This is a genomic window from Abyssibacter profundi (assembly GCF_003151135.1).
Taxonomy (GTDB): domain Bacteria; phylum Pseudomonadota; class Gammaproteobacteria; order Nevskiales; family OUC007; genus Abyssibacter; species Abyssibacter profundi.
The window spans coordinates 70,040-88,806 of sequence record NZ_QEQK01000003.1; the positions used below are offsets into that span (position 1 = coordinate 70,040).

The following is an 18,767-nucleotide window of genomic DNA, read 5'->3' on the forward strand; positions in this document are numbered from 1 at the left end:
GGCATCGCTCCACGCAGCGGCCAGGATCCGCTCCAGCGTGGTGCCAGACGGCTGCAGGCCAACACGCTCAAACCGTGCTCAATGCGTTTGGCCATTGACGCGGCCCGTCCAGCCGCAACGCGTCAAACGGTAATTGCACTGTACGAAAGGGCGCCCGTCGACCGCTTGGGCCAGTTTGCGCACAGAATGGGCGCCCAGTTTTTCGACCGCGCGCCGGGACCGGATGTTGTCTTCGGCCACATGAAACCAGACCACGTCGGCCCACTGGAACACATGGTTGAGCATCAGGCGCTTAACCTCGGTGTTGGCCCCTGTGCCCCAGTGGTCGTGCGCGAGATAGCTGTAACCAATCGCAATCTCCCGATCAGCCGGGTTCCAGTCGTAGTACCGCGTGGCACCGATGATCTGGTCGTCGCTGCGATTCAGGACCACCAGCGCGCCGCCGCAGGTCACGGCAGAGTCAAACAGCCGCGCGCGAAAAATCGCTTCCTGGTACCGCAGCCGGTCCGGATGCTGGGCCCAGGTGGCCGGATCGGCGGCCGCCCGGTAGCAGCCCTCAAAGTCAGCGGCGGTGAGTGGCCGCAGCCACACCCGCTGCCCCTTGAGTGTGGGTTGCAGGTCGGGTGGGCTGTCGGCGGTTGTTGTCACGGACTTGGGTTCACCAGTCGGGTGGCCACGCGGACCAGGTCGTCCGGGTCCATGCGCACCTTGTAGTCGGCATTTGAGTAGCGATAGTGAATCACGCCCTGCTCGTCCAGGACCAGCACGGTCGGGACCGGCAACAGATGATGGTCCTGGCCCGATGCGGCCTCCAGGTCGATGCCGTAGGTCTTGTACTGCTCGACGGTGGCGTCATCCACACGAAATGCGATGCCCAGCGCCTGGATGAGCGCGGCACTGGCGTCGGAGAGCAGCGCATAGTCCACGGGGGTCTTGTCCAGGCCCTCGCGCAGCGCGGCCGGGCGATCCGGGCTGATGGCAATGAGCTGGTAGCCCAGCGCTTCCAGGTCATCCTTGATCAGGCGCAGCTCGGCGAGTTGCCGGTTGCAGTACGGGCACCAGCCGCCGCGGAAGAACGCCAGCACCGTGGGTTGGCCCTGCACGGCCTTGCGGGCCGATACGGTCTCGCCGTCCAGCGTCTGCACCGACACGTCGGGCAGGGTGCTACCCAGCGGCAGGGGTTGGATGTCTTCAGCGCGGTCGGGGGCTGCGGCGAGCAGCAAGGGCCAGCAAAGCAGCAAGGCCAAGCATCGGTTCAGCATGAGGTGCTCCATTCAAACGATTCGGGATGAGACCAGCACAGACCGGTGTTGGGGCGATTGTCTCCCGCCGACATGACAGTCCTGTTCATCGGGGTGTGTCCGGCCAGCGTAGTAGCGCTGCCGGTGCCTGCACGGGGCGCGGAAGCACAATGCTCCCGAAACCGTCACCGTTGCCGACGGCGCTGCCACGACCCGCCCGGAACTCACGGACGGTCACCGCGGCGACCAAGGCGTCGAGCAGGTCTTTGGGGCCCGGCCCAAACTGGTCCAGGCTGATCTCGATGCGCAGTTCCGGGGCCTGTGCCAGCTGGCGGTAACTGGCCGACGGAAACACCTCGTGGGTTTCGCAATGACGTTCGAAGGCCGCGAACAACTCGAATCCCAGCTGCATCCAGGCAGGGGCCTCGGCCAGGGTGGTTGTCCACTGCGGGTTGGCCAGGCCCAGGGCGCGGATGACCACCTCGCAGTGCCGGCCCCAGCCGACCTCCTGTGCCCGGGGCTGCCAGCGGCCCTGGCGCCAGTACCACGGGCGCGGTGCCGGGAGTGGCTGGCGCGGGCAGTCCAGCCCGACGACAGCGCCGGGGTAGCGGCGGCAGAGTGCGGCAACGTCGCTCGCCAGACTGGGGCCAGGCGTCAGCCAGCCGGCCTCGGCTTGTCGGCCTTCGGCACCCAAGACGGCATAGGGGCAGCCGCGCCGCAGCTGCACATCCACGCCGATGGCGTAACCCGTGTCAGTCGAGAGGGTGGACTCAGCCATCCAGCCGGGTGCCGGCAATGGCGTAAGTCAGCGGCAGGTCATGCCCCGCCTGCTGCATGAAGTAACGGCCGGGCTCGCGTTCCTCCAGACCATCAAAACAGTTGTAGGGGCTGTAGGGGTACTCGCGCAGGCTGTCGATGCGCAGACCCGCGTCGATCAGCGCCTGGACAACATCGCCCAGTGGGTGCACCCAGGTTGCCAGCTTGGTCTGGACGGCGGCGCGGTCACCGCCATCGGTGTAAGTGCCCTCGGTTTCGATGTCGGGCGCATCCCGGTGAAAGTAGCCGTAGCCGGCAACCAGGTCGTAAACCGGGTGGAACTCGACCATGTGAAATCGCCCCCCAGGCGCCAGCTGCTGTACGACCTTTGCAGCCCAGCGACTCAGGTCGGGTAGCCAACAAATGGCGCCGTAGGAGGTGAACACGATATCGAAGCTGGCCTGGGCGGACGCTTCAAAAGCGTAGACATCGCTGCAGACGAAATCGGCGGCTAAACCGGCTTGGCGGGCCAGCCGGCGGGCCTGCTCGATGGCCCGGGGCGACAGGTCCACACCGGTGCAGCGCGCGCCACGGCGCGCCCAGGACAGCGTGTCCAGGCCGAAATGACACTGCAGGTGCAGCAGACGTTGGCCGGTGACATCGCCCAGCTGAGCCAGCTCGATGTCGCGCAGGCTGCAGCCACCGGCCAGAAAGCCGGGCACGTCGTAGAACGCCGAGTCCACGTGGATTTCGGTGCGATGATCCCAGGCGGCGCGGTTGATGCCGAGGTAGTCGGGTTCGGTCATGACGCGGCTTTGAGGATGGGGCGCAGGTCTTCGAGTCGGTCGAACAGCTGCCAGATGTAGTCGGCCGTGCCGTTCTCCCGGTGCGGATGCAGATCGGCCAGCTCCGGGTCGTCGCAGTAGTGCCGGAAAGCTTCGAGACTGCGCCATTCGACCAGGATCATGACGCGGCGTGGTGTTTCGTCGCCTGCCACCTGTTCACGAAACTTGCCCAGGGCCACGACGCGGCCGCCGCGCTCGGCGACGGCCTGGGCCGAGCGGCGCGAGTAGGCGAGATACTCGGCCTTGTCACGGACATTGAACAGATTCAGGGCGTATACGGGCTGGGTCATCGGAGTCTCCCTGTGGGGCTCGCCGGCTTGGGTGAACCGGTCGCGTGGTCGGCGAGCTTCGCCGCAGTGCAAAAACCCCGTCAAGCCACGCGCTACAATTCGCGCCTTCGGATTTCCAGTCGGAGCGGCCATGTCCGCACAACCCAAGATTCTGCTGGGCATTTGCGGCGGAATTGCCGCCTACAAAACGGCCGAACTGACACGTCGGCTCGTCAAGCAAGGTGCCGAGGTGCAGGTCGTGATGACCGCTAATGCCGAGCGTTTCATCACGCCGCTCACCCTGCAGGCGCTGTCCGGTCGTGCCGTACGCACCAGTCTGTGGGACGAGGCTGCCGAGCTGGGCATGGGGCATATCGAGCTGGCGCGCTGGGCCGATCTGGTTGTGATTGCACCGGCCAGTGCCGACACCTTGGCCAAGTTGGCGACCGGGCAGTGCGGTGACCTGCTGACCACGCTTTGTCTGGCGACGACGGCGCCAATACTCGTCGCCCCAGCCATGAATTATGTGATGTGGGAACACCCGGCTACGCAAGCCAACATGGCCACGCTGACCGAACGGGGCGTTGCCGTGGTCGGTCCGGGCGTGGGCGAGCTGGCCGAGCGCGAGTCCGGCCCCGGACGCATGAGCGAGCCGGCCGAGATCGTTGAGGCCGTAGAGGCCGCGCTCAACCCGCCGCAACCCGGCGGGGCGCTGCACCACCGCGGTGTGCTGATCACCGCCGGTCCCACGCGGGAACCCCTGGACCCCGTGCGGTTCCTGACCAATCGTTCGTCCGGCAAAATGGGCTTTGCCCTCGCTGCAGCCTGTGCGGCGGCAGGGGCTGAGGTCACGCTGGTGGCCGGCCCGGTGAACCTGCCCACCCCGCGCGGCGTGACGCGCATTGATGTGGAAACCGCCGCCCAGATGCACGAGGCCGTGCTGGAGCAAGTGCCCGAAGCCGAGGTATTCATCGCCACCGCGGCCGTGGCCGATTACCGCACCGCCGATGTCGCGGCCTCCAAGATCAAGAAATCCGCCGATCGTCAGCAGCTGGAACTGGTCCGCAACACCGACATTCTGGCCGATGTCGCGCGCCGCTACCCGGGGTTGTTCACGGTCGGCTTTGCGGCCGAAACCGATGATCTCAAAGGCTATGCCCGAGGCAAGCTAGAGGCCAAACGGCTGGACATGATCGCCGCCAATTGGGTGGGCGAGGGGCGCGGTTTCGACACCGACGACAACGCCTTGTGGGTGGCCTGGGCCGACGGCGAAGAATCGCTGGCACCGGCACCCAAGACCGCGTTGGCACGATCGCTGGTGACATTAATTGCGCAGCGGCTGGATGCCCGTCGGTCTGCGCAGTCCTCTTCTTCTCATCGTCAGAGCCACAACGCATGACCACGATCGACTACCGCATTCTCGACCCCCGCATTGGCAAGGAGTTTCCGCTGCCCACCTACGCCACGGAGGGCTCGGCGGGGCTGGACCTGCGCGCCTGCGTGGATGCGCCACTGACCATCGAGCCGGGCCAGGCCGAGCTGATCCCCACCGGCCTGTCGATTTATCTGGCCGACCCGTCGCTGGCAGCGATGATTCTGCCGCGCTCGGGGCTGGGTCATAAGCACGGCCTGGTGCTGGGCAATCTGGTGGGGTTGATCGATTCGGACTATCAGGGGCCGCTGATGGTTTCCTGCTGGAATCGCGGGCAGGCGGCCTACACCATCGAGCCCGGCGAGCGCATTGCCCAGCTGGTGATCGTGCCGGTGGTCCAGGCGCGCTTTAACGCCGTCGAGAGCTTTGAAGCCACGGACCGGGGCGAGGGTGGCTTCGGCTCCTCGGGGCGCAGCTAATGGAGTCGTTAACCGAAACGGCGGCCATGGAGGTTGCCCGCGTCCTCACCACGGCGCTGCCCTATATCCAGCGTTTCGCCGGCAAGACCGTGGTCATCAAATACGGCGGCAACGCCATGGTGGACGAGGCACTCAAGCGCGGCTTTGCCCGTGATGTGACCTTGATGAAGGCGGTGGGCCTAAACCCCGTGGTCGTGCATGGGGGCGGACCGCAGATCGGCAGCCTGCTCAAGCGCCTGGGCAAGCCAAGCGAGTTTATCGACGGCATGCGCGTCACCGATGGTGAGACCATGGATGTCGTCCAGATGGTGCTCGGTGGCCTGGTCAACAAGGACATCGTCAATCTGATCAATCAGGCCGGGGGGCGGGCGATCGGTTTGTCCGGCAAGGACGGCCAGCTCATCCGCGCCCGGCGCATCAAGGCAGACGATGGCCGCACCGACCTGGGTCAGGTGGGTGAGGTCGCCAGCATCGATCCGGCCGTGGTCGAACTGCTGGAGTCCGGTGACTTCATTCCTGTGATTGCCCCCTTGGGCGTGGCGCCCAATGGTGAGTCGCTGAATATCAACGCCGACCTGGTGGCCGGCAAGCTGGCGACGGTGCTCAAGGCTGAAAAGCTAATCCTGTTGACCAACACCCGGGGGATTCTGGATGCCGAGCAGCAGACACTCACCGGTTTGACGCCGACACGGGTCGGCGAGTTGATTGCCGATGGCACGATTTCGGGTGGCATGCTGCCCAAGGTGCGCTGCGCGCTGGATGCCGTGGCCAGCGGCGTGGATGCCGCCCACATTATCGATGGCCGCGTTGAGCATGCCGTCATGCTGGAGCTGCTGACGGATGAAGGTGTCGGCACGCTCATCCGATCCCGATAGGCGCGGTCCGTGACCGCATGCAACAAGGGCTTGGGCTAAATGGCGACGATTTGGGTGGATGCCGACGCCTGCCCGGCGGTGATCAAGGACATCTTGTTTCGCGCCGCCCGCCGGACCGGGGTGGATGTGCGGCTGGTGGCCAACCACTTTATGGCCGTACCCAGGATTCCTTCGGTGCAGCTCTTGCAGGTGGCCGCAGGCTTTGATGTTGCCGACAACCTGATTGCCCAGCAGGCCCAGCCCGGAGACCTGGTGATTACCAGCGATATTCCGCTGGCGGCCGAGGTGGTGGAAAAGGGCGTGACAGCCATTAGCCCACGGGGTGAGCATCACAGCCCCGACACCATCCGCCAGCGGTTGAACATGCGGGACTTTCTCGAAACCATGCGCTCCAGTGGCGTGGAGGTCGGTGGCGGACCGGCCAAGCTCAATCAGGGCGACCGTCAGGCGTTTGCGGCCCATCTGGACCGGTTTCTCGCCCGCCTATAAGCGCCAGTGCATTGCCTTGGGCAGGGCGCGATCCCGATCGATTCGGGCCGGGAGCCGGTTTCACACAAAATTGCTTGAAAGCCGGCTAGCCTGGACAGGGCCATGTGAGGGGATGTTGATGACACACCACGAACGCCGGAATCCCGATCGGCAAACGGTTAGTTTTGCGTTTGCGGCGGAGCTTGAGCTGTGCCTGATTTGCTGGGAAGCCACCAAGGTCTTCCGAGGTTCGGTGCCGAAGCAGCAGCTGTTGTCCGATCCCCGTGTCCGAGGCTGTTATCGCGCGTCCGATTTGCATGATGCGCTGATGAAACTTGTGCATGACCGCGCACTAGAAACGATAGACACCGCCAGCGGCGAAGCGTTTTTCGTCACACCGCTTGGCCGGTCGCGGGCCATTCACTTCGCGAGAACATCCGGGCTGAATGCCCTGGCGCCGATGGACCGTCGCTCGCTGATGACCGCCCGGGCCCGGGTCAAGCATTAGTCGCGATTGTTGGCCGGGGCGCTGCGCCGGCGTCCGTGGTCGCTGCGTGTTTCTACATCAGGCGACTGTCATCGTTTAATCATCTTTGAATGGCAGGCTTGCGGGCTGATCAGTCCCCCAAGCATTGCGCATGAAACGTCGCCAGTTCCTTCAGGCCGGTCTCTCCGTGGCCGGCAGCTTCACCCTGGGCCAAGACTTCTGGAAGCGGGCCTACGCGGCCCCTGCCCAGCCCGGTCCTAGCCCTTATGGTGAACTGGTAGGGCCGGATGAGAACGGTCTGTACCTGCCGCCTGGATTTACCTCTCGCAAGATCGCCGAGGCCTACTCGCCGGTTCAGCTGGCCAATGGGGGCGAGTCCACTTACATCTGGCATCGCGCACCGGATGGTGGTGCGGTCATCCCTCAGGATGATGGCGGCTGGGTCTACGTGAGCAACTCGGAGATTCCCATCATCGCGGACGAGTGTTTCGACGACCCCAACTCGCCCATGTGCGGCGAGCAGGGCGGCGTTGGCGCCGTGCGCTTCGATGCCGACGGACAGGTGATCGATGCCTACCCCGTTCTGCAGGGCACGAACAATAATTGCGCCGGCGGGCTCACCCCCTGGGGCACCTGGCTCTCCTGCGAGGAAAATTTCTTCGGCTTTGTCTACGAATGTGACCCCACGGGTCTGAATGCACCCATCCGGCTGCCGGGCTTGGGCCAGTTTGCGCACGAAGCCGCGGCGGTAGATCCCGTGGGCAAGGCGATCTACCTGACCGAGGACCAGGGCGATGGCGCGTTCTACCGGTTCCGTCCGGCCATCTGGCCAGACGATGGGCGTCCGGACCTGACACTGGGCGTGCTGGAAGTGGCGGTGGTTGGCGACAACCCGCCGCTACGCGTGCCCTATGGCGAGGAACTGCGTGATGCCTTTGCCCAGGCAGGCGTGGATTTCGATGATTTTGACCCCACGGGCGTGCTGGGCGAAGTCACCGAAACCGAGCCGGGCAGCGTGACCTGGGTGCCGATCCTCAACCCACTGGGTCTACCGATCGAATGCCGTTACCAGGTGCCCACCGCCGCAATTTTCGATGGCGGAGAGGGCTGTTGGTACGACAGCGGGCTCGTGTACTTCACCTGCAAGGGCTCAAACCGGGTGTGGTATTACGACACCGCGGCCGAGCGCATGGAGATTCTCTACGACGCCAACGAGATCGGCGACGACGCCCCGCTGCGCGGCGTCGACAATATGGTGGTCCATGCCCAGAGTCACGACCTCTACGTCGCCGAAGACGGGGGCAATATGGAGCTGGTCGTCATTACCGATGACCGCACCGTGGCGCCGTTCATGCGTTACCCCGTACCACATTCCGAGATTGCCGGGCCGGGCTTCGATGCCTCCGGCACGCGGCTGTACTTTGCCAGTCAGGCCAAGCGGCACCGGGTTGATGAGGCGACTGGCGAGGAGGTGCGGGGCGAGATCTTCGAGATCACCGGACCGTTTCGCAACACCGTGCTGGACGTGCCGGACACGCCAGAGGAACCCACCGACCCGCCGGAGGAGCCGGACGAACCGACGCCGGACGAGCCGGTGGGTGATACCCCGCCGCCGATTACCATCCAGCGTAGCCAGGGCGGGTCGTTGGGTATGGCGGCGCTGGGTGCGCTGGGCGCCGCCGCCTTGCTGAGCAAGCTCAGCGAAGGCGCTGAGGCAGACGAGACGCCCGCCGCCGAGGACGATGCACCCGACGCCTGAGCCGGTCGGTGGCGGACTTAGTCCGACCCGCTCATCGCATCCATCATTGCGGTAAACCGGCGCTGCACCTCGTCGTCGTCCACGTTTTCGATATGCGTGGCGATGCTCCACTGGTGCCCGAACGGGTCGACCACCGTGCCCATGCGGTCGCCCCAGAACTGGTCCTCAATGGCCCGCAGCTCGGTTGCTCCGGCGTTGATGGCGCGCTGGTAGACGGCATCCACATCATCGACGTACAGCATCAGGCTGCTGGACACCCCGCCCAGCGTGTCGGGGCTGTCGACGCCGGCTTCCTGCATGGCATCGGCCACCATGATGTGGGAATCCCCGATGCGGATTTCTGCATGCATGATCAGGCCGTCTGCGGTGGGCAGGCGCATGACCTCTTCGGCGCCAAAGGCCTCAATGTAGAACGCGATGGCTTCACTGGCGCCGGACACGAACAGGTAGGGGGTCACGCTGTGATACCCCGCGGGAATGGCTGGAACAGTCATCGGCTTCGGTCTCCAACATACGACGCCACGTGGCATCACGGCCTAGGGAAGCACGGATTGATTCGCGCCACCAAGACGGAGCCGGTTTTCCCGCGAGCCCAGGCGGAGTGAGTGCCGCTTGGTCATTCCAAGCTAGTGAACGACACGAATGCGTATGGAACGCATTCGGACGGCCGCAGGCCGGCCCGAAGGGCGAAGCGCATGGACGCGCTTCGCAACGCAGGATCGCGGGAGAACCGGCCCGTTCCGTCAGGATTGCGCCTGCAAACAGGCCAGACTGCGTTAGTCGGCGCATCCATGCGCCTCCCCCGGTGGGCCCGCCTTCGGCGGTTTCAATTCGCTCCCGGCGAATCGGTACTCGTCGTTCATTTGGAATGACCAAACTTCGCTCCTCGCTCCTCGCGCCTTGCCTGGCCTGTTTGCAGGCGGCAACTTGGCGGCGCGAATCAATCCGTGCTTCCCTGGTGTAGTCATCGGCATGTCACTGCGATGACGTCTGCCGGACACCGGTCCCGCTCGGGGGTGGCTCAGTTGGTGCTGGTGGCCAGCAAGTCGAAGATATTGAGGGCTTCCATCACCAGTTCGATGGACAGCGCAGCCAGCAGCATGCCCATGACCCGCACCAGAATCGCCGACCCGTTGTGGCCGATGACCCGGATGATGTGACCAGCCGCCAGCATGAAGACAAACGTTGCTAGCAGCACCACCAGCATGACACCGGTGGTCGCCAGTTGGACCTGGATTGGATAGGTGTGGTTGTCGGTGAGGATGATCACCGCCATCAGTGCGCCGGGTGTCGCAATCGACGGCACAGCGAGCGGGAAGACCGCGATGTCGTGGCCGGGTTCGCCCTGCGCATTGCCCTGCGTAAGCGGGGTCCCGAACACCATCTTGAGGCCGAAGAGAAACAGGATGATGCCACCGGCGACCTGGAGTGAAACCAAGCGAATCCCCATGGCAGACAACAAGAACTGGCCGATGATGACGGCCCCGATGAGAATCGCCGCGGCATAGGCAATCGCCTTGATGGCGGTGCGGCGGCGTTCGGCGTCGCTGAGGTGTCCCGTCAGGGAGGCAAAAATGGCGAGCGTGCCAACAGGGTCAATCGTTGCCCAGAGGATGAGGGCATCACGCAGCAGTTTGTCGGTCATCCGTGTCCGTTGCGGGCGCGGGCATCACCGGTGCGGCGAGGCCTCCGGATCATCGGACCACGGCTGTCGTTAAAGATTCAATTCGCGCTCAACGTTGGACGGGCGCGTTGAGCGGCTGGGCAGCAAGCCACCCTCCCGGTCAGTCCGGTCGCGCAGAACCCTAATGCCAAACAATCGGCAGCAGCGGATTACAGTTCGACGTAATCCAGCGGATTGTCCCAGCGGGTTGGACGAGACACGTCGAGATACACGTCGCGCTCCATATCCATGGCGCCGCTCCAGTCCTCAGGAGGGGCGGCCGGCGTGGCAGCCAGTTCGATCCAGCTGTCGAAATCAATCTCGGCCACCGTGCCGTCGAAGTACTGCACCTCGACCGTCTCGGCCCTCAAATCGATCGCGACAATCTCGAAGGGTGAGTTCTGACCCACCTGGTACCAGTCACCGACGCTGAGTTCATGTAACCACATCGCCATCTTGCTTCTCCTTGCCAAATCCTGGGTGATTCAGCTTCTAACGGATATAGGCAAGTGACAGTCCTGTGACAAGGCGTCTGCCATCCCACGGCAGGCAAGTGATTGATTCACGGAGAGGTTGCTGCGATGGGCGGATTGGCGAGTCGATTACCGGTGGCCTGAGCGGGCGTGAAATCCCGGTCAACCGCGTCAGCCTGCCGACGACGGATGACGTTTCCCCGACACAAGCCAAACGCTTGCGGCTAGGCTTGGTGACGGGCAAGTCAACGATGAAGGAGCCTGCAGGGTGGACAAGCTGGATCGCGTCTTCGTACTGCATCGCGAACTCAGCACGCGTCGCAGGCCGGTCACCAAGGCGGTGCTTGCCGAGCGCATGGGCGGCTGTTCGACACGCACCGTGCACCGGACCGCACAGTGGATGATCGAGGCCCTCCACGCGCCGATTCGTTTTAGCCCCACGGGTTACTTCTATGACCGGCATCCCAACGAACCCGTATTCGAACTGCCTGGTCTCTGGTTCAACGAGGATGAGCTGGTTGCCCTGGTGGGCGTGCAGGCATTACTGCGGCAGGCCCAGCCGGGTTTGCTTGACGATTACCTGGCGCCGATATCGAAGCGCATTGACGAGCTCTTGAGCCGGCGCGGTGTGGGGCTGCCGGATTGGGAGCGCCGCATTCGGATCGTCCAAATGGCTGGTCGCCCGGCCGGACAATGCTTTGGCGTGGTGGCTGATGCACTCGTCCGACACCAGCGAATCTTGATCCGGTATCGGGCACGCAGCGACGGAGCCCTATCCACTCGAACCGTGTCTCCGCAGCGGCTGACCCACTATAGAGAGAACTGGTATCTGGACGCCTGGTGTCATGCCAAGGAGGAACTACGCACGTTCTCCGTCGATCGCATCGAGGCGGCGCAGCTGAGCGAAGAACCCGTGCTCGATATTCCGCAGGAGCAACTGGAAGACGTGCTCGCCACCAGCTTCGGCATCTTCTCGGGTGCCCCGACCCGTGAAGCCAGCCTGCTGTTCACAGCCCACCGTGCCCAGTGGATCGGCGACGAGCAATGGCACCCGCGGCAGCAGGGCGAGTCTCTGGACGATGGTCGCTTCCGCCTGCGGTTTCCCTACCATCGCAGCGAGGAACTCGTGCTGGACATCTGCCGTTATGGGCCGGATGTTCTGGTTGAGGCGCCGACGGAGCTCAGGCGGGCGGTGGCGGAACGGTTGAAGGCGGCGGCTTCCTTGTATGAGGATGACGAGTCATGCCTCCCCTGAGAACGAGCTAGCGGCGATGAGACTCAACAGTGTCGAATGGGTGCTCACCGCACTGGAAAACGCCAACGTTCGCTATCTCGTTGTTGGTGGGCTTGCAGTGAATGCGCATGGCTACGCCCGTTATACCAAGGACATCGACTTGGTCATCCAGTTGACCACGGACAATGTGTTGCGCGCCTTCCAGGCCCTGGAACCCTTGGGATACCGCCCCCTGCTACCGGTGAAACCGGAACAGTTCGCCGATGCCGATACGCGCACACGTTGGGTGCACGAAAGGAACATGCAGGTGTTTCAGCTGTGGAGCGATGCACACCGTGAGACGCCTATCGACGTGTTCGTGGCCGAACCCTTCAACTTCGATACCGAATACGACCGCGCTTCCCGCAGGCCCTTTGGCGAAACTCTCGAGATTCCCATCGTCTCCCGCGACACGCTGATCCGCATGAAACAAGCCGCAGGCCGTGTCCAGGACCTCGCGGACATCGACAACCTGCGCCTGCTGGACCCCGACGCATGAGCCGATCGGACGACGACATCGATTGGTCGCTGACCACCTTCGAAGGCGTTCGGATCGAACAGATGCGGCGCTGGGCCGAACTCCCGCTGGATCGCATCGTTGCTGCGCTGGAAGAGATGGAGCAATACGCAGCCCGTCGACCGGGAAACGTGCCCGTCAATACAAAGCCGGAGCCATCCTAGTCCACTGACGAAAACTCCAGTGGACACGTTTTGGCAACTCGGTCGCGCATGCTGAAACCGAATTCTTTTCGGTTGCCGCCATGCTGGATCGTCGACTGTTCCTCCGAGCCTGCGATGTCCGGGTTTTACGGCGCAGCTCGTATTACCAGGGTGACGAGGATGCGGAGATCGAAGTGATTGATGCGCGAGGACTGTCGTGGCGTGAGCGACAAGCACTTCGCCGTGAGATTGAGCGGCAGGAACAAGCGTGGCGGAAACTGGGCAGAGTCCTGCGCGATCTCATATGGCTGGCCGCGCTCTCCGCGGGCTTGTCGTGAACGTCGGATACTTCTCGGTCATCTAATGGACGAGTTCACGCCATCGTCTCTCAAGAGCATCTTGCACTCCAAGCGGGCGAACATTTACTACCTGGAACGTTGCCGGGTACTCGTAAATGGTGGTCGGGTGGAGTACGTCACCGAGGCAGGGCGTGAATCCCAATACTGGAATATCCCGATCGCGAATACGACGACGGTCTTGTTGGGGACTGGTACGTCGATCACTCAGGCCGCAATGCGTGAGCTGGCCAAGGCCGGTGTGCTGGTCGGTTTCTGTGGGGGCGGAGGCACGCCGTTATTTAGTGCCAACGAGGTTGATGTCGAAGTCGCCTGGTTATCGCCGCAGAGTGAATATCGCCCTACCGAATACCTCCAGGCATGGGTTGGGTTCTGGTTTGAGGAGGCAGGTAGGCTCGATGCCGCGCGGAGATTTCAGCGGGCGCGGCTGAAGCGAATCGCGGACCACTGGCTGAGTAGCCGCGCCTTACGTGACGCCGGGTTTGCGGTATCCGGCGAACAGCTTGACAGCCTCTTGCGCCGCGCGGACTCCGAAGTTTCATCCGCACCCGATACCCAGGCGCTGCTCACCGCCGAAGCCCGGCTGACCAAGGACCTGTTCAAGACCGCCGCACGGGCATCCGGCTACGGTGTATTCACTCGTGCCAAGCGAGGCGGCGGCGTGGACCCCGCCAATCGATTTCTGGATCACGGCAATTATCTCGCTTACGGGCTTGCAGCAACCGCGACCTGGGTGCTTGGTCTTCCACATGGTCTGGCTGTATTGCACGGCAAGACACGGCGTGGCGGATTGGTGTTCGACGTCGCGGACCTGATCAAGGATGCCGTCATCCTGCCGCAGGCGTTTGTGTCCGCGGTACGGGGCGATGAAGAGCAGGCGTTTCGCCAAGCCTGTATAGAATCGCTCACACAGACCGGGTCGCTGGATTTCATGATCGACACGCTCAAGCGAGTCGCGATGGAAGCGGGCGGTGCGACATGAATGTGCTGCTGGTTTCGCAATGTGAAAAACGTGCGTTGACGGAAACTCGCCGCATCCTCGATCAGTTTGCCGAGCGCCGTGGTGATCGCACGTGGCAGACGCCGATCACACAGGCCGGACTGGATACGCTAAGGCGGTTGCTGCGTAAGACGGCACGCAAGAACACCGCGGTGGCTTGTCACTGGATACGGGGACGCGACCACAGCGAACTGCTCTGGATTGTCGGCAATGCTGCGCGGTTCAATGCCGAGGGCGCGGTCCCGACCAACACGACTCAGCGTGATGTGCTCCGCCGTGCCCGCGAGAACGATTGGCACACGGCGCAGGACATTCGTCTGCTGGCTCAGCTCGCCGGGCTCCTGCACGATCTGGGAAAGGCCAGCATCGCCTTTCAACAGCGCCTTCGTGGCGAGTTGCAGGAACGCAACCTCTATCGCCACGAGTGGGTGTCGCTACGCTTGTTTCAGGCGTTCGTCGGTGATTGTGACGATGTTTCGTGGCTGCGCCGTTTGGCGCATGCGGGCAGCGACGATGAGGCGCTTTGGATCGCGGCGGATCGGTTTCAACGGGACGGGCTGGACGAAGGTGTTGTCCGACCATTCAATCAACTGCCTCCGCTGGCTGCCGCCGTCGCCTGGCTGGTCGTCACTCATCATCGCCTCCCGACGATCCCGGAAGACAAGCGCTCGGATTTCAATGTGCGCTGGCTGGAACAGCCACTGTCGCTCGTGGATCACGAATGGAACGAACGCAAGCAGTCCGTCGATTCCGAGCATGTTCGTAAGTACTGGACTATGGCGGACCAGTTGCCAGTGGTCCGGCCGAAATGGCGCGCCAAGGCTGCACGGCTCGCGCGGCAGCTGTTGAAGCTGTGCGATCAGCGATCAGCGCAGTGGCTGGAAAACCCCTACGTAATGCACCTCGCTCGCCTCAGCCTGATGCTGGCGGATCACCACTATTCGTCTCTTCCGGAAGATGCGTCGCAGCGTGTCGCGGGAGACGGGGACTCATCCCTGTATGCCAATACGGGAGCGGGCGGGTCGCTTAAGCAAGCACTGGACGAGCACCTGCTGGGCGTGGCGCGAGACGCCGGCCAGATCGCCCATGCGCTGCCGGGTTTCGAGCAGGACTTGCCACGTCTGGCGCGACATCGCGGCCTGCGCAAGCGCAGTGGCGCGGGAAAGTTCGCCTGGCAGGACAAGGCGACCGATGCCGCGGTCTCATTGCGAGAGGTGTCGGCGGAACACGGCGCGTTCATCGTGAACATGGCGTCCACGGGTTGCGGCAAGACCCTGGCCAACCTGCGAATGCTCAACGCGTTGGCCGATCCCCACCAGGGTCTGCGGGCCACCTACGCGCTGGGACTGCGCACCTTGACCCTACAAACCGGGCGCAGCTATCGCGAGGATCTGCGTCTGGGTGAGGACGAGTTGGCAATCCTGGTCGGCGGCTCGGGCAGTCGGTCGCTGTTCGAGTACTACGAACGTCAGGCCGAGGATCAGGGATCGGCGTCCGCACAGGCGCTCATTGAGGAAGACAGTCACGTCCTGTTCGAGGGCAATACCGCCGATCATCCGCTGCTCTCACGTGCGATGCAGGACGCCAGTATCCGAAAGCTGATCTCGGCCCCGGTGCTCGTATGCACCGTCGATCACATCGCCCCCGTTACCGAATCGCTGCGCGCCGGCCGCCAGATCGCACCAATGCTGCGGCTGATGAGCAGCGACCTGGTACTCGATGAGCTGGATGACTACGCCCTGGACGATCTTCCCGCACTGACGCGGCTGGTCCACTGGGCCGGCCTGTTGGGCACGCGGGTGGTGTTGTCCTCCGCCACGTTGCCGCCTGCGCTGGTGGAAGGGATGTTCATGGCGTATCGCGCCGGCCGCCTTCACTACCGAGACAATCGCGGTGTCGACGGTGGTCAGACCAACCGAGAGATTCAGATCGCCTGCTTGTGGGTAGATGAATTCGGAGTGCAGCGCGAGCACTGCCCCGACGCCGAGAGGTTCACCGAACAGCACGCGACCTTCGTGCAGCGGCGGGTGAAAGCTCTGACGGCCGCCGAGCCCCTGCAGCGTGGCGCATTGTTGCCACTGAACATCGCGATGAGAGCGCCCGACGAACAGCGGTACGCCGAGTTTGCCGAGCCGCTACGCGACGCCTGCGTTCGTCTGCATCAAGACCACGCCGAAGTGTGCCCACATAGCGGCAAGCACGTCAGTTTCGGCATCGTGCGTATGGCTAACATCGAGCCCCTGGTCGGTGTTGCGCAGGCCTTGTTTGAACTTGGCGGGCTGGACAATGTGCGCATACACCTGTGCGTGTACCACGCACGATTTCCGCAGGTGCAACGCTCGGCGATCGAGCATCAGCTTGACCAAGCTTTCAATCGGCGTCAGCCGGAGTCGGTCTTCGCGTTGCCGGAGATTCGCCAGGCGATCGATACGCACCTGGAACAACACCACGTGTTTGTTGCGCTGGCGTCACCGGTCTGTGAGGTCGGCCGGGATTGGGATGCGGACTGGGCTGTCGCCGAACCGTCGTCAATGCGGGCGTTGATCCAGTTGGCGGGACGAGTACAGCGACATCGGCGAAAGCGCGGTGACAAACCCAACCTGCTGATCTTCGACACCAACCTGCGTCATTTCAAAGGTGGGCGGGGGCCGGACGGACAACCAGGGCCGATTTTCCTCCGCCCCGGCTTCGAGCATTGGCGCGAACCGGTCGTGCATCCGTTTCGGTTGCTGTCGCATCACCTGAGCAAACTGATGGCGCCTGAGGAATACACCGCGATCAGTGCCTTGCCGCGCGTCTGTTCCAGGCCACTGGCCGAGCTGAAACCCAAACACCGGTTGGTCGACCTGGAACACGCGCGTATGCAGGACCGCATGCTGCCTCCACAAAAGAGTGCAAGCGCGCAGACCGCGCGCGGAGGTTCAACACCAAAACCAAACGCCGCAACCGCCTGGCTGCACCCGCAGGCCGCGCTGACTGGAATGCTTCAACAGACGCAACGGTTTCGGGACGACGCCCAGCCAGGCGTCATGTTGGCGTTTCTCCCGGATGACGAGGAAGAGCGGCTGCTGCTTCACCGGGTGGAAGAAGAGGGTGGCCGTCGTGGTCGGACGCTTTACGTGGAAGTCGACCAAAGCCTCCGGCATGACGTGGACGTGGCGCTTGGTCCAGGCATCAGCAACTGGGGAGACCACGACTTGCTTGGATTGTTGGTTGCGCAGTCGGACCACCTCGACATGTCGCTGCATCGATGTGCAGAGAAGCTGGCGACGGTTCGTGCACCGAAAAGTGACCAGGGGTGGCGTTATCACCCCTGTCTAGGTTTGACCGCGTGCTAGATCCCAGAGGCGTGAACGCGATTTTGGTCGCAGAGCCCATCTTTAGAGACAGCAAGCGAATTCACGAACTGGTATCGCTCAAGATCGAATTTGATTGAGAAAGGCGGAGGCTGGAATGCGAGAAGAAAATGATCGAGTGCGGGTCTTCAGGGAGGCCATCACGACGTTCATTCATGAGCGTCGTGACGCCAAGCTGAAAGGCGACGACGACGCCGACAAGGCGGCGAAATATGAGTACGCCACTTGGCTGGCGGATGCCGCCCGCCGCGTCAGCCAGATTCAGGCGGTTACCCATGTGCTCAAGGCGACGCATCCCGATGCACGTGGCAGCAGTTTGCATGCTGCTCCTCAGTCGCTACCTTCCCATTCCGAGATTGGCTCTCACACCCTCGCGGCCGATTTCGCCGAGGACATCGTGGGCAACGCGGCCGCTCTGGATGTTTTCAAATTCCTGAAGATGGAGGTCGATGGGCGTCGGCTGTTCGACTGGGTGCTGGAGAAAGACGTCGATTTGCAGCGAGCGCTGAGTCCGGACGCCGAAACGGCTGCCGAGTGGATGGAGGCATTCGGTGGGCTGCTGCGGACTGCAGTGCAACCGAAGTCTCATGCACTGGCCAAGCAGGTTTACTGGTGTGTCGGCGATGCCCCCGCCGATGACGGTCACTACCAGTTGTTGCAGCCGCTGTTCTCCAGCAGCCTGATGCACGCCATCCATGCCGATATCAACGACGCGCGCTTCGGTGAGCAGAACAAGGTCGCGCGTAAGGCGCATCGCGAGAAAACAGCTTCTGACGGGCCGTACCGTGATTATCGCGGTGTGGTTGCACGCAAGCTGGGCGGCACCAAGCCACAGAACATCTCCCAACTGAACAGCGAACGCGGCGGTGTGAACTATCTGTTGGCGTCCGTTCCACCACGCTGGCACAAGGAAACAAGCCCGAGACTACTGAACACCGATTCTGTATTGGATCGCATTGGGCAGCTCGGCAGTGTGCGCCACCTGATTCGAGTTCTCACAGATTTTCTCCTGAAGGACCCTCCGAATAATGAAGCCACGCGGAACAGGCGGGAGGCCATCGAGCAGGCGTTGAGTCAGGAACTGCCGGTGTTCGCTGCATCCATCCGGGCGGGGTTGGCACCCGGCTGGACACGTGACCCTGCCTGCCGGCTCCCGCGCTGTGAGCAGCTATGGCTGGATTCAGACAGGGTGGAACTTCCACTTCGTGAAGACCATGCCGAGATCGACCAGGCATTCATCGACGACTATCACCAGGGCGATTGGCGTGACGAGGTGGCTGGTCGTTTCGCCAACTGGATCAATGCGCGTCTGCGTGATGCCGGACTGTCCGGGGTTGGGGATGCCGAATACCATCATTGGGCGAGGCAGGCAGTCATTGAGGCGCAATGGCCTGTGCCCATGCAGGCGAGGGCATCGGCATGAGCGCTTGCCCAT

At 63.2% G+C, this 18,767-nt stretch carries 20 protein-coding genes; 12 read left to right on the top strand and 8 right to left on the bottom strand.

Annotated elements, in window-relative coordinates; translation table 11 throughout:
* Nucleotides 1–78: 78 nt before the first annotated feature.
* The 5 genes from DEH80_RS03515 to DEH80_RS03535 form a co-directional block, all read right to left on the bottom strand.
* Nucleotides 79–648: a GNAT family N-acetyltransferase gene (locus DEH80_RS03515; RefSeq protein WP_165831268.1), complete on the bottom strand. Its 570-nt coding sequence runs from the start codon at nucleotides 646–648 to the stop codon at nucleotides 79–81.
* Nucleotides 645–1,262, bottom strand: a complete 618-nt coding sequence (locus tag DEH80_RS03520) for a peroxiredoxin-like family protein (RefSeq protein WP_165831269.1) — start codon at nucleotides 1,260–1,262, stop codon at nucleotides 645–647. Before DEH80_RS03520 ends, DEH80_RS03515 begins: the two co-directional genes overlap by 4 nt.
* 85 nt (nucleotides 1,263–1,347) lie before the next feature.
* A complete protein-coding gene (locus DEH80_RS03525; RefSeq protein WP_109719102.1) occupies nucleotides 1,348–2,019 on the bottom strand; it encodes a hypothetical protein in 672 nt (223 codons plus the stop codon).
* Nucleotides 2,012–2,803 carry a class I SAM-dependent methyltransferase gene (locus DEH80_RS03530; RefSeq protein ID WP_109719103.1) on the bottom strand — a complete coding sequence of 264 codons (792 nt, stop codon included), beginning with the start codon at nucleotides 2,801–2,803 and terminating at the stop codon, nucleotides 2,012–2,014. The genes DEH80_RS03525 and DEH80_RS03530 overlap by 8 nt, the downstream gene beginning before the upstream one ends.
* On the bottom strand, nucleotides 2,800–3,132 hold the full coding sequence (locus tag DEH80_RS03535) for a DUF1330 domain-containing protein (protein ID WP_109719104.1): 333 nt from the start codon (nucleotides 3,130–3,132) through the stop codon (nucleotides 2,800–2,802). Before DEH80_RS03535 ends, DEH80_RS03530 begins: the two co-directional genes overlap by 4 nt.
* A gap of 130 nt (nucleotides 3,133–3,262) precedes the next feature.
* Between DEH80_RS03535 and coaBC the strand changes: the two genes are divergently transcribed.
* The 6 genes from coaBC to DEH80_RS03565 all read left to right on the top strand — a co-directional run bounded on the left by coaBC (nucleotide 3,263) and on the right by DEH80_RS03565 (nucleotide 8,551).
* Nucleotides 3,263–4,510: a bifunctional phosphopantothenoylcysteine decarboxylase/phosphopantothenate--cysteine ligase CoaBC gene (gene coaBC / locus DEH80_RS03540; protein WP_109719105.1), complete on the top strand. Its 1,248-nt coding sequence runs from the start codon at nucleotides 3,263–3,265 to the stop codon at nucleotides 4,508–4,510.
* A complete protein-coding gene (dut, locus tag DEH80_RS03545) occupies nucleotides 4,507–4,962 on the top strand; it encodes a dUTP diphosphatase (protein WP_109719106.1) in 456 nt (151 codons plus the stop codon). The genes coaBC and dut overlap by 4 nt, the downstream gene beginning before the upstream one ends.
* The gene (gene argB / locus DEH80_RS03550; protein WP_207774445.1) at nucleotides 4,962–5,837 is read left to right on the top strand and encodes an acetylglutamate kinase; all 876 of its coding nucleotides are present in this window, start codon (nucleotides 4,962–4,964) and stop codon (nucleotides 5,835–5,837) included. Before dut ends, argB begins: the two co-directional genes overlap by 1 nt.
* A 39-nt stretch (nucleotides 5,838–5,876) precedes the next feature.
* The gene (locus DEH80_RS03555; RefSeq protein WP_109719107.1) at nucleotides 5,877–6,326 is read left to right on the top strand and encodes a YaiI/YqxD family protein; all 450 of its coding nucleotides are present in this window, start codon (nucleotides 5,877–5,879) and stop codon (nucleotides 6,324–6,326) included.
* A 118-nt stretch (nucleotides 6,327–6,444) separates the two neighbouring features.
* Entirely contained in the window at nucleotides 6,445–6,813 is a 369-nt protein-coding gene (locus tag DEH80_RS03560; RefSeq protein ID WP_133249103.1) for a hypothetical protein, read from the top strand.
* A 130-nt stretch (nucleotides 6,814–6,943) separates the two neighbouring features.
* Entirely contained in the window at nucleotides 6,944–8,551 is a 1,608-nt protein-coding gene (locus tag DEH80_RS03565; RefSeq protein ID WP_109719109.1) for an alkaline phosphatase PhoX, read from the top strand.
* A 17-nt stretch (nucleotides 8,552–8,568) separates the two neighbouring features.
* Here the strand turns inward: DEH80_RS03565 and DEH80_RS03570 are convergent, their stop codons facing one another.
* From DEH80_RS03570 to DEH80_RS03580, 3 genes are all read right to left on the bottom strand, one after another.
* Nucleotides 8,569–9,045: a VOC family protein gene (locus tag DEH80_RS03570; RefSeq protein ID WP_109719110.1), complete on the bottom strand. Its 477-nt coding sequence runs from the start codon at nucleotides 9,043–9,045 to the stop codon at nucleotides 8,569–8,571.
* Between the two features lie 527 nt (nucleotides 9,046–9,572).
* A complete protein-coding gene (locus DEH80_RS03575; protein WP_109719111.1) occupies nucleotides 9,573–10,196 on the bottom strand; it encodes a MarC family protein in 624 nt (207 codons plus the stop codon).
* A gap of 188 nt (nucleotides 10,197–10,384) precedes the next feature.
* Nucleotides 10,385–10,669, bottom strand: a complete 285-nt coding sequence (locus DEH80_RS03580) for a DUF6763 family protein (protein ID WP_109719112.1) — start codon at nucleotides 10,667–10,669, stop codon at nucleotides 10,385–10,387.
* Nucleotides 10,670–10,955: 286 nt separating this feature from the next.
* Between DEH80_RS03580 and DEH80_RS03585 the strand changes: the two genes are divergently transcribed.
* From DEH80_RS03585 to csy1, 6 genes are all read left to right on the top strand, one after another.
* On the top strand, nucleotides 10,956–11,942 hold the full coding sequence (locus tag DEH80_RS03585; RefSeq protein WP_109719113.1) for a helix-turn-helix transcriptional regulator: 987 nt from the start codon (nucleotides 10,956–10,958) through the stop codon (nucleotides 11,940–11,942).
* 16 nt (nucleotides 11,943–11,958) lie between these two features.
* Nucleotides 11,959–12,459, top strand: coding sequence for a DUF6036 family nucleotidyltransferase (locus tag DEH80_RS03590; RefSeq protein ID WP_109719114.1), 501 nt, complete (start codon nucleotides 11,959–11,961; stop codon nucleotides 12,457–12,459).
* Nucleotides 12,456–12,641, top strand: a complete 186-nt coding sequence (locus DEH80_RS03595) for a hypothetical protein (RefSeq protein ID WP_109719115.1) — start codon at nucleotides 12,456–12,458, stop codon at nucleotides 12,639–12,641. Before DEH80_RS03590 ends, DEH80_RS03595 begins: the two co-directional genes overlap by 4 nt.
* A gap of 201 nt (nucleotides 12,642–12,842) precedes the next feature.
* On the top strand, nucleotides 12,843–13,958 hold the full coding sequence (gene cas1f / locus DEH80_RS03605; protein WP_207774447.1) for a type I-F CRISPR-associated endonuclease Cas1f: 1,116 nt from the start codon (nucleotides 12,843–12,845) through the stop codon (nucleotides 13,956–13,958).
* Nucleotides 13,955–17,314 (top strand): type I-F CRISPR-associated helicase Cas3f, encoded by a 3,360-nt coding sequence (gene cas3f / locus DEH80_RS03610; protein ID WP_109719118.1) that lies wholly within the window; start codon nucleotides 13,955–13,957, stop codon nucleotides 17,312–17,314. Before cas1f ends, cas3f begins: the two co-directional genes overlap by 4 nt.
* A gap of 115 nt (nucleotides 17,315–17,429) precedes the next feature.
* Nucleotides 17,430–18,755: a type I-F CRISPR-associated protein Csy1 gene (gene csy1, locus DEH80_RS03615; protein ID WP_109719119.1), complete on the top strand. Its 1,326-nt coding sequence runs from the start codon at nucleotides 17,430–17,432 to the stop codon at nucleotides 18,753–18,755.
* Nucleotides 18,756–18,767 lie beyond the last annotated feature (12 nt).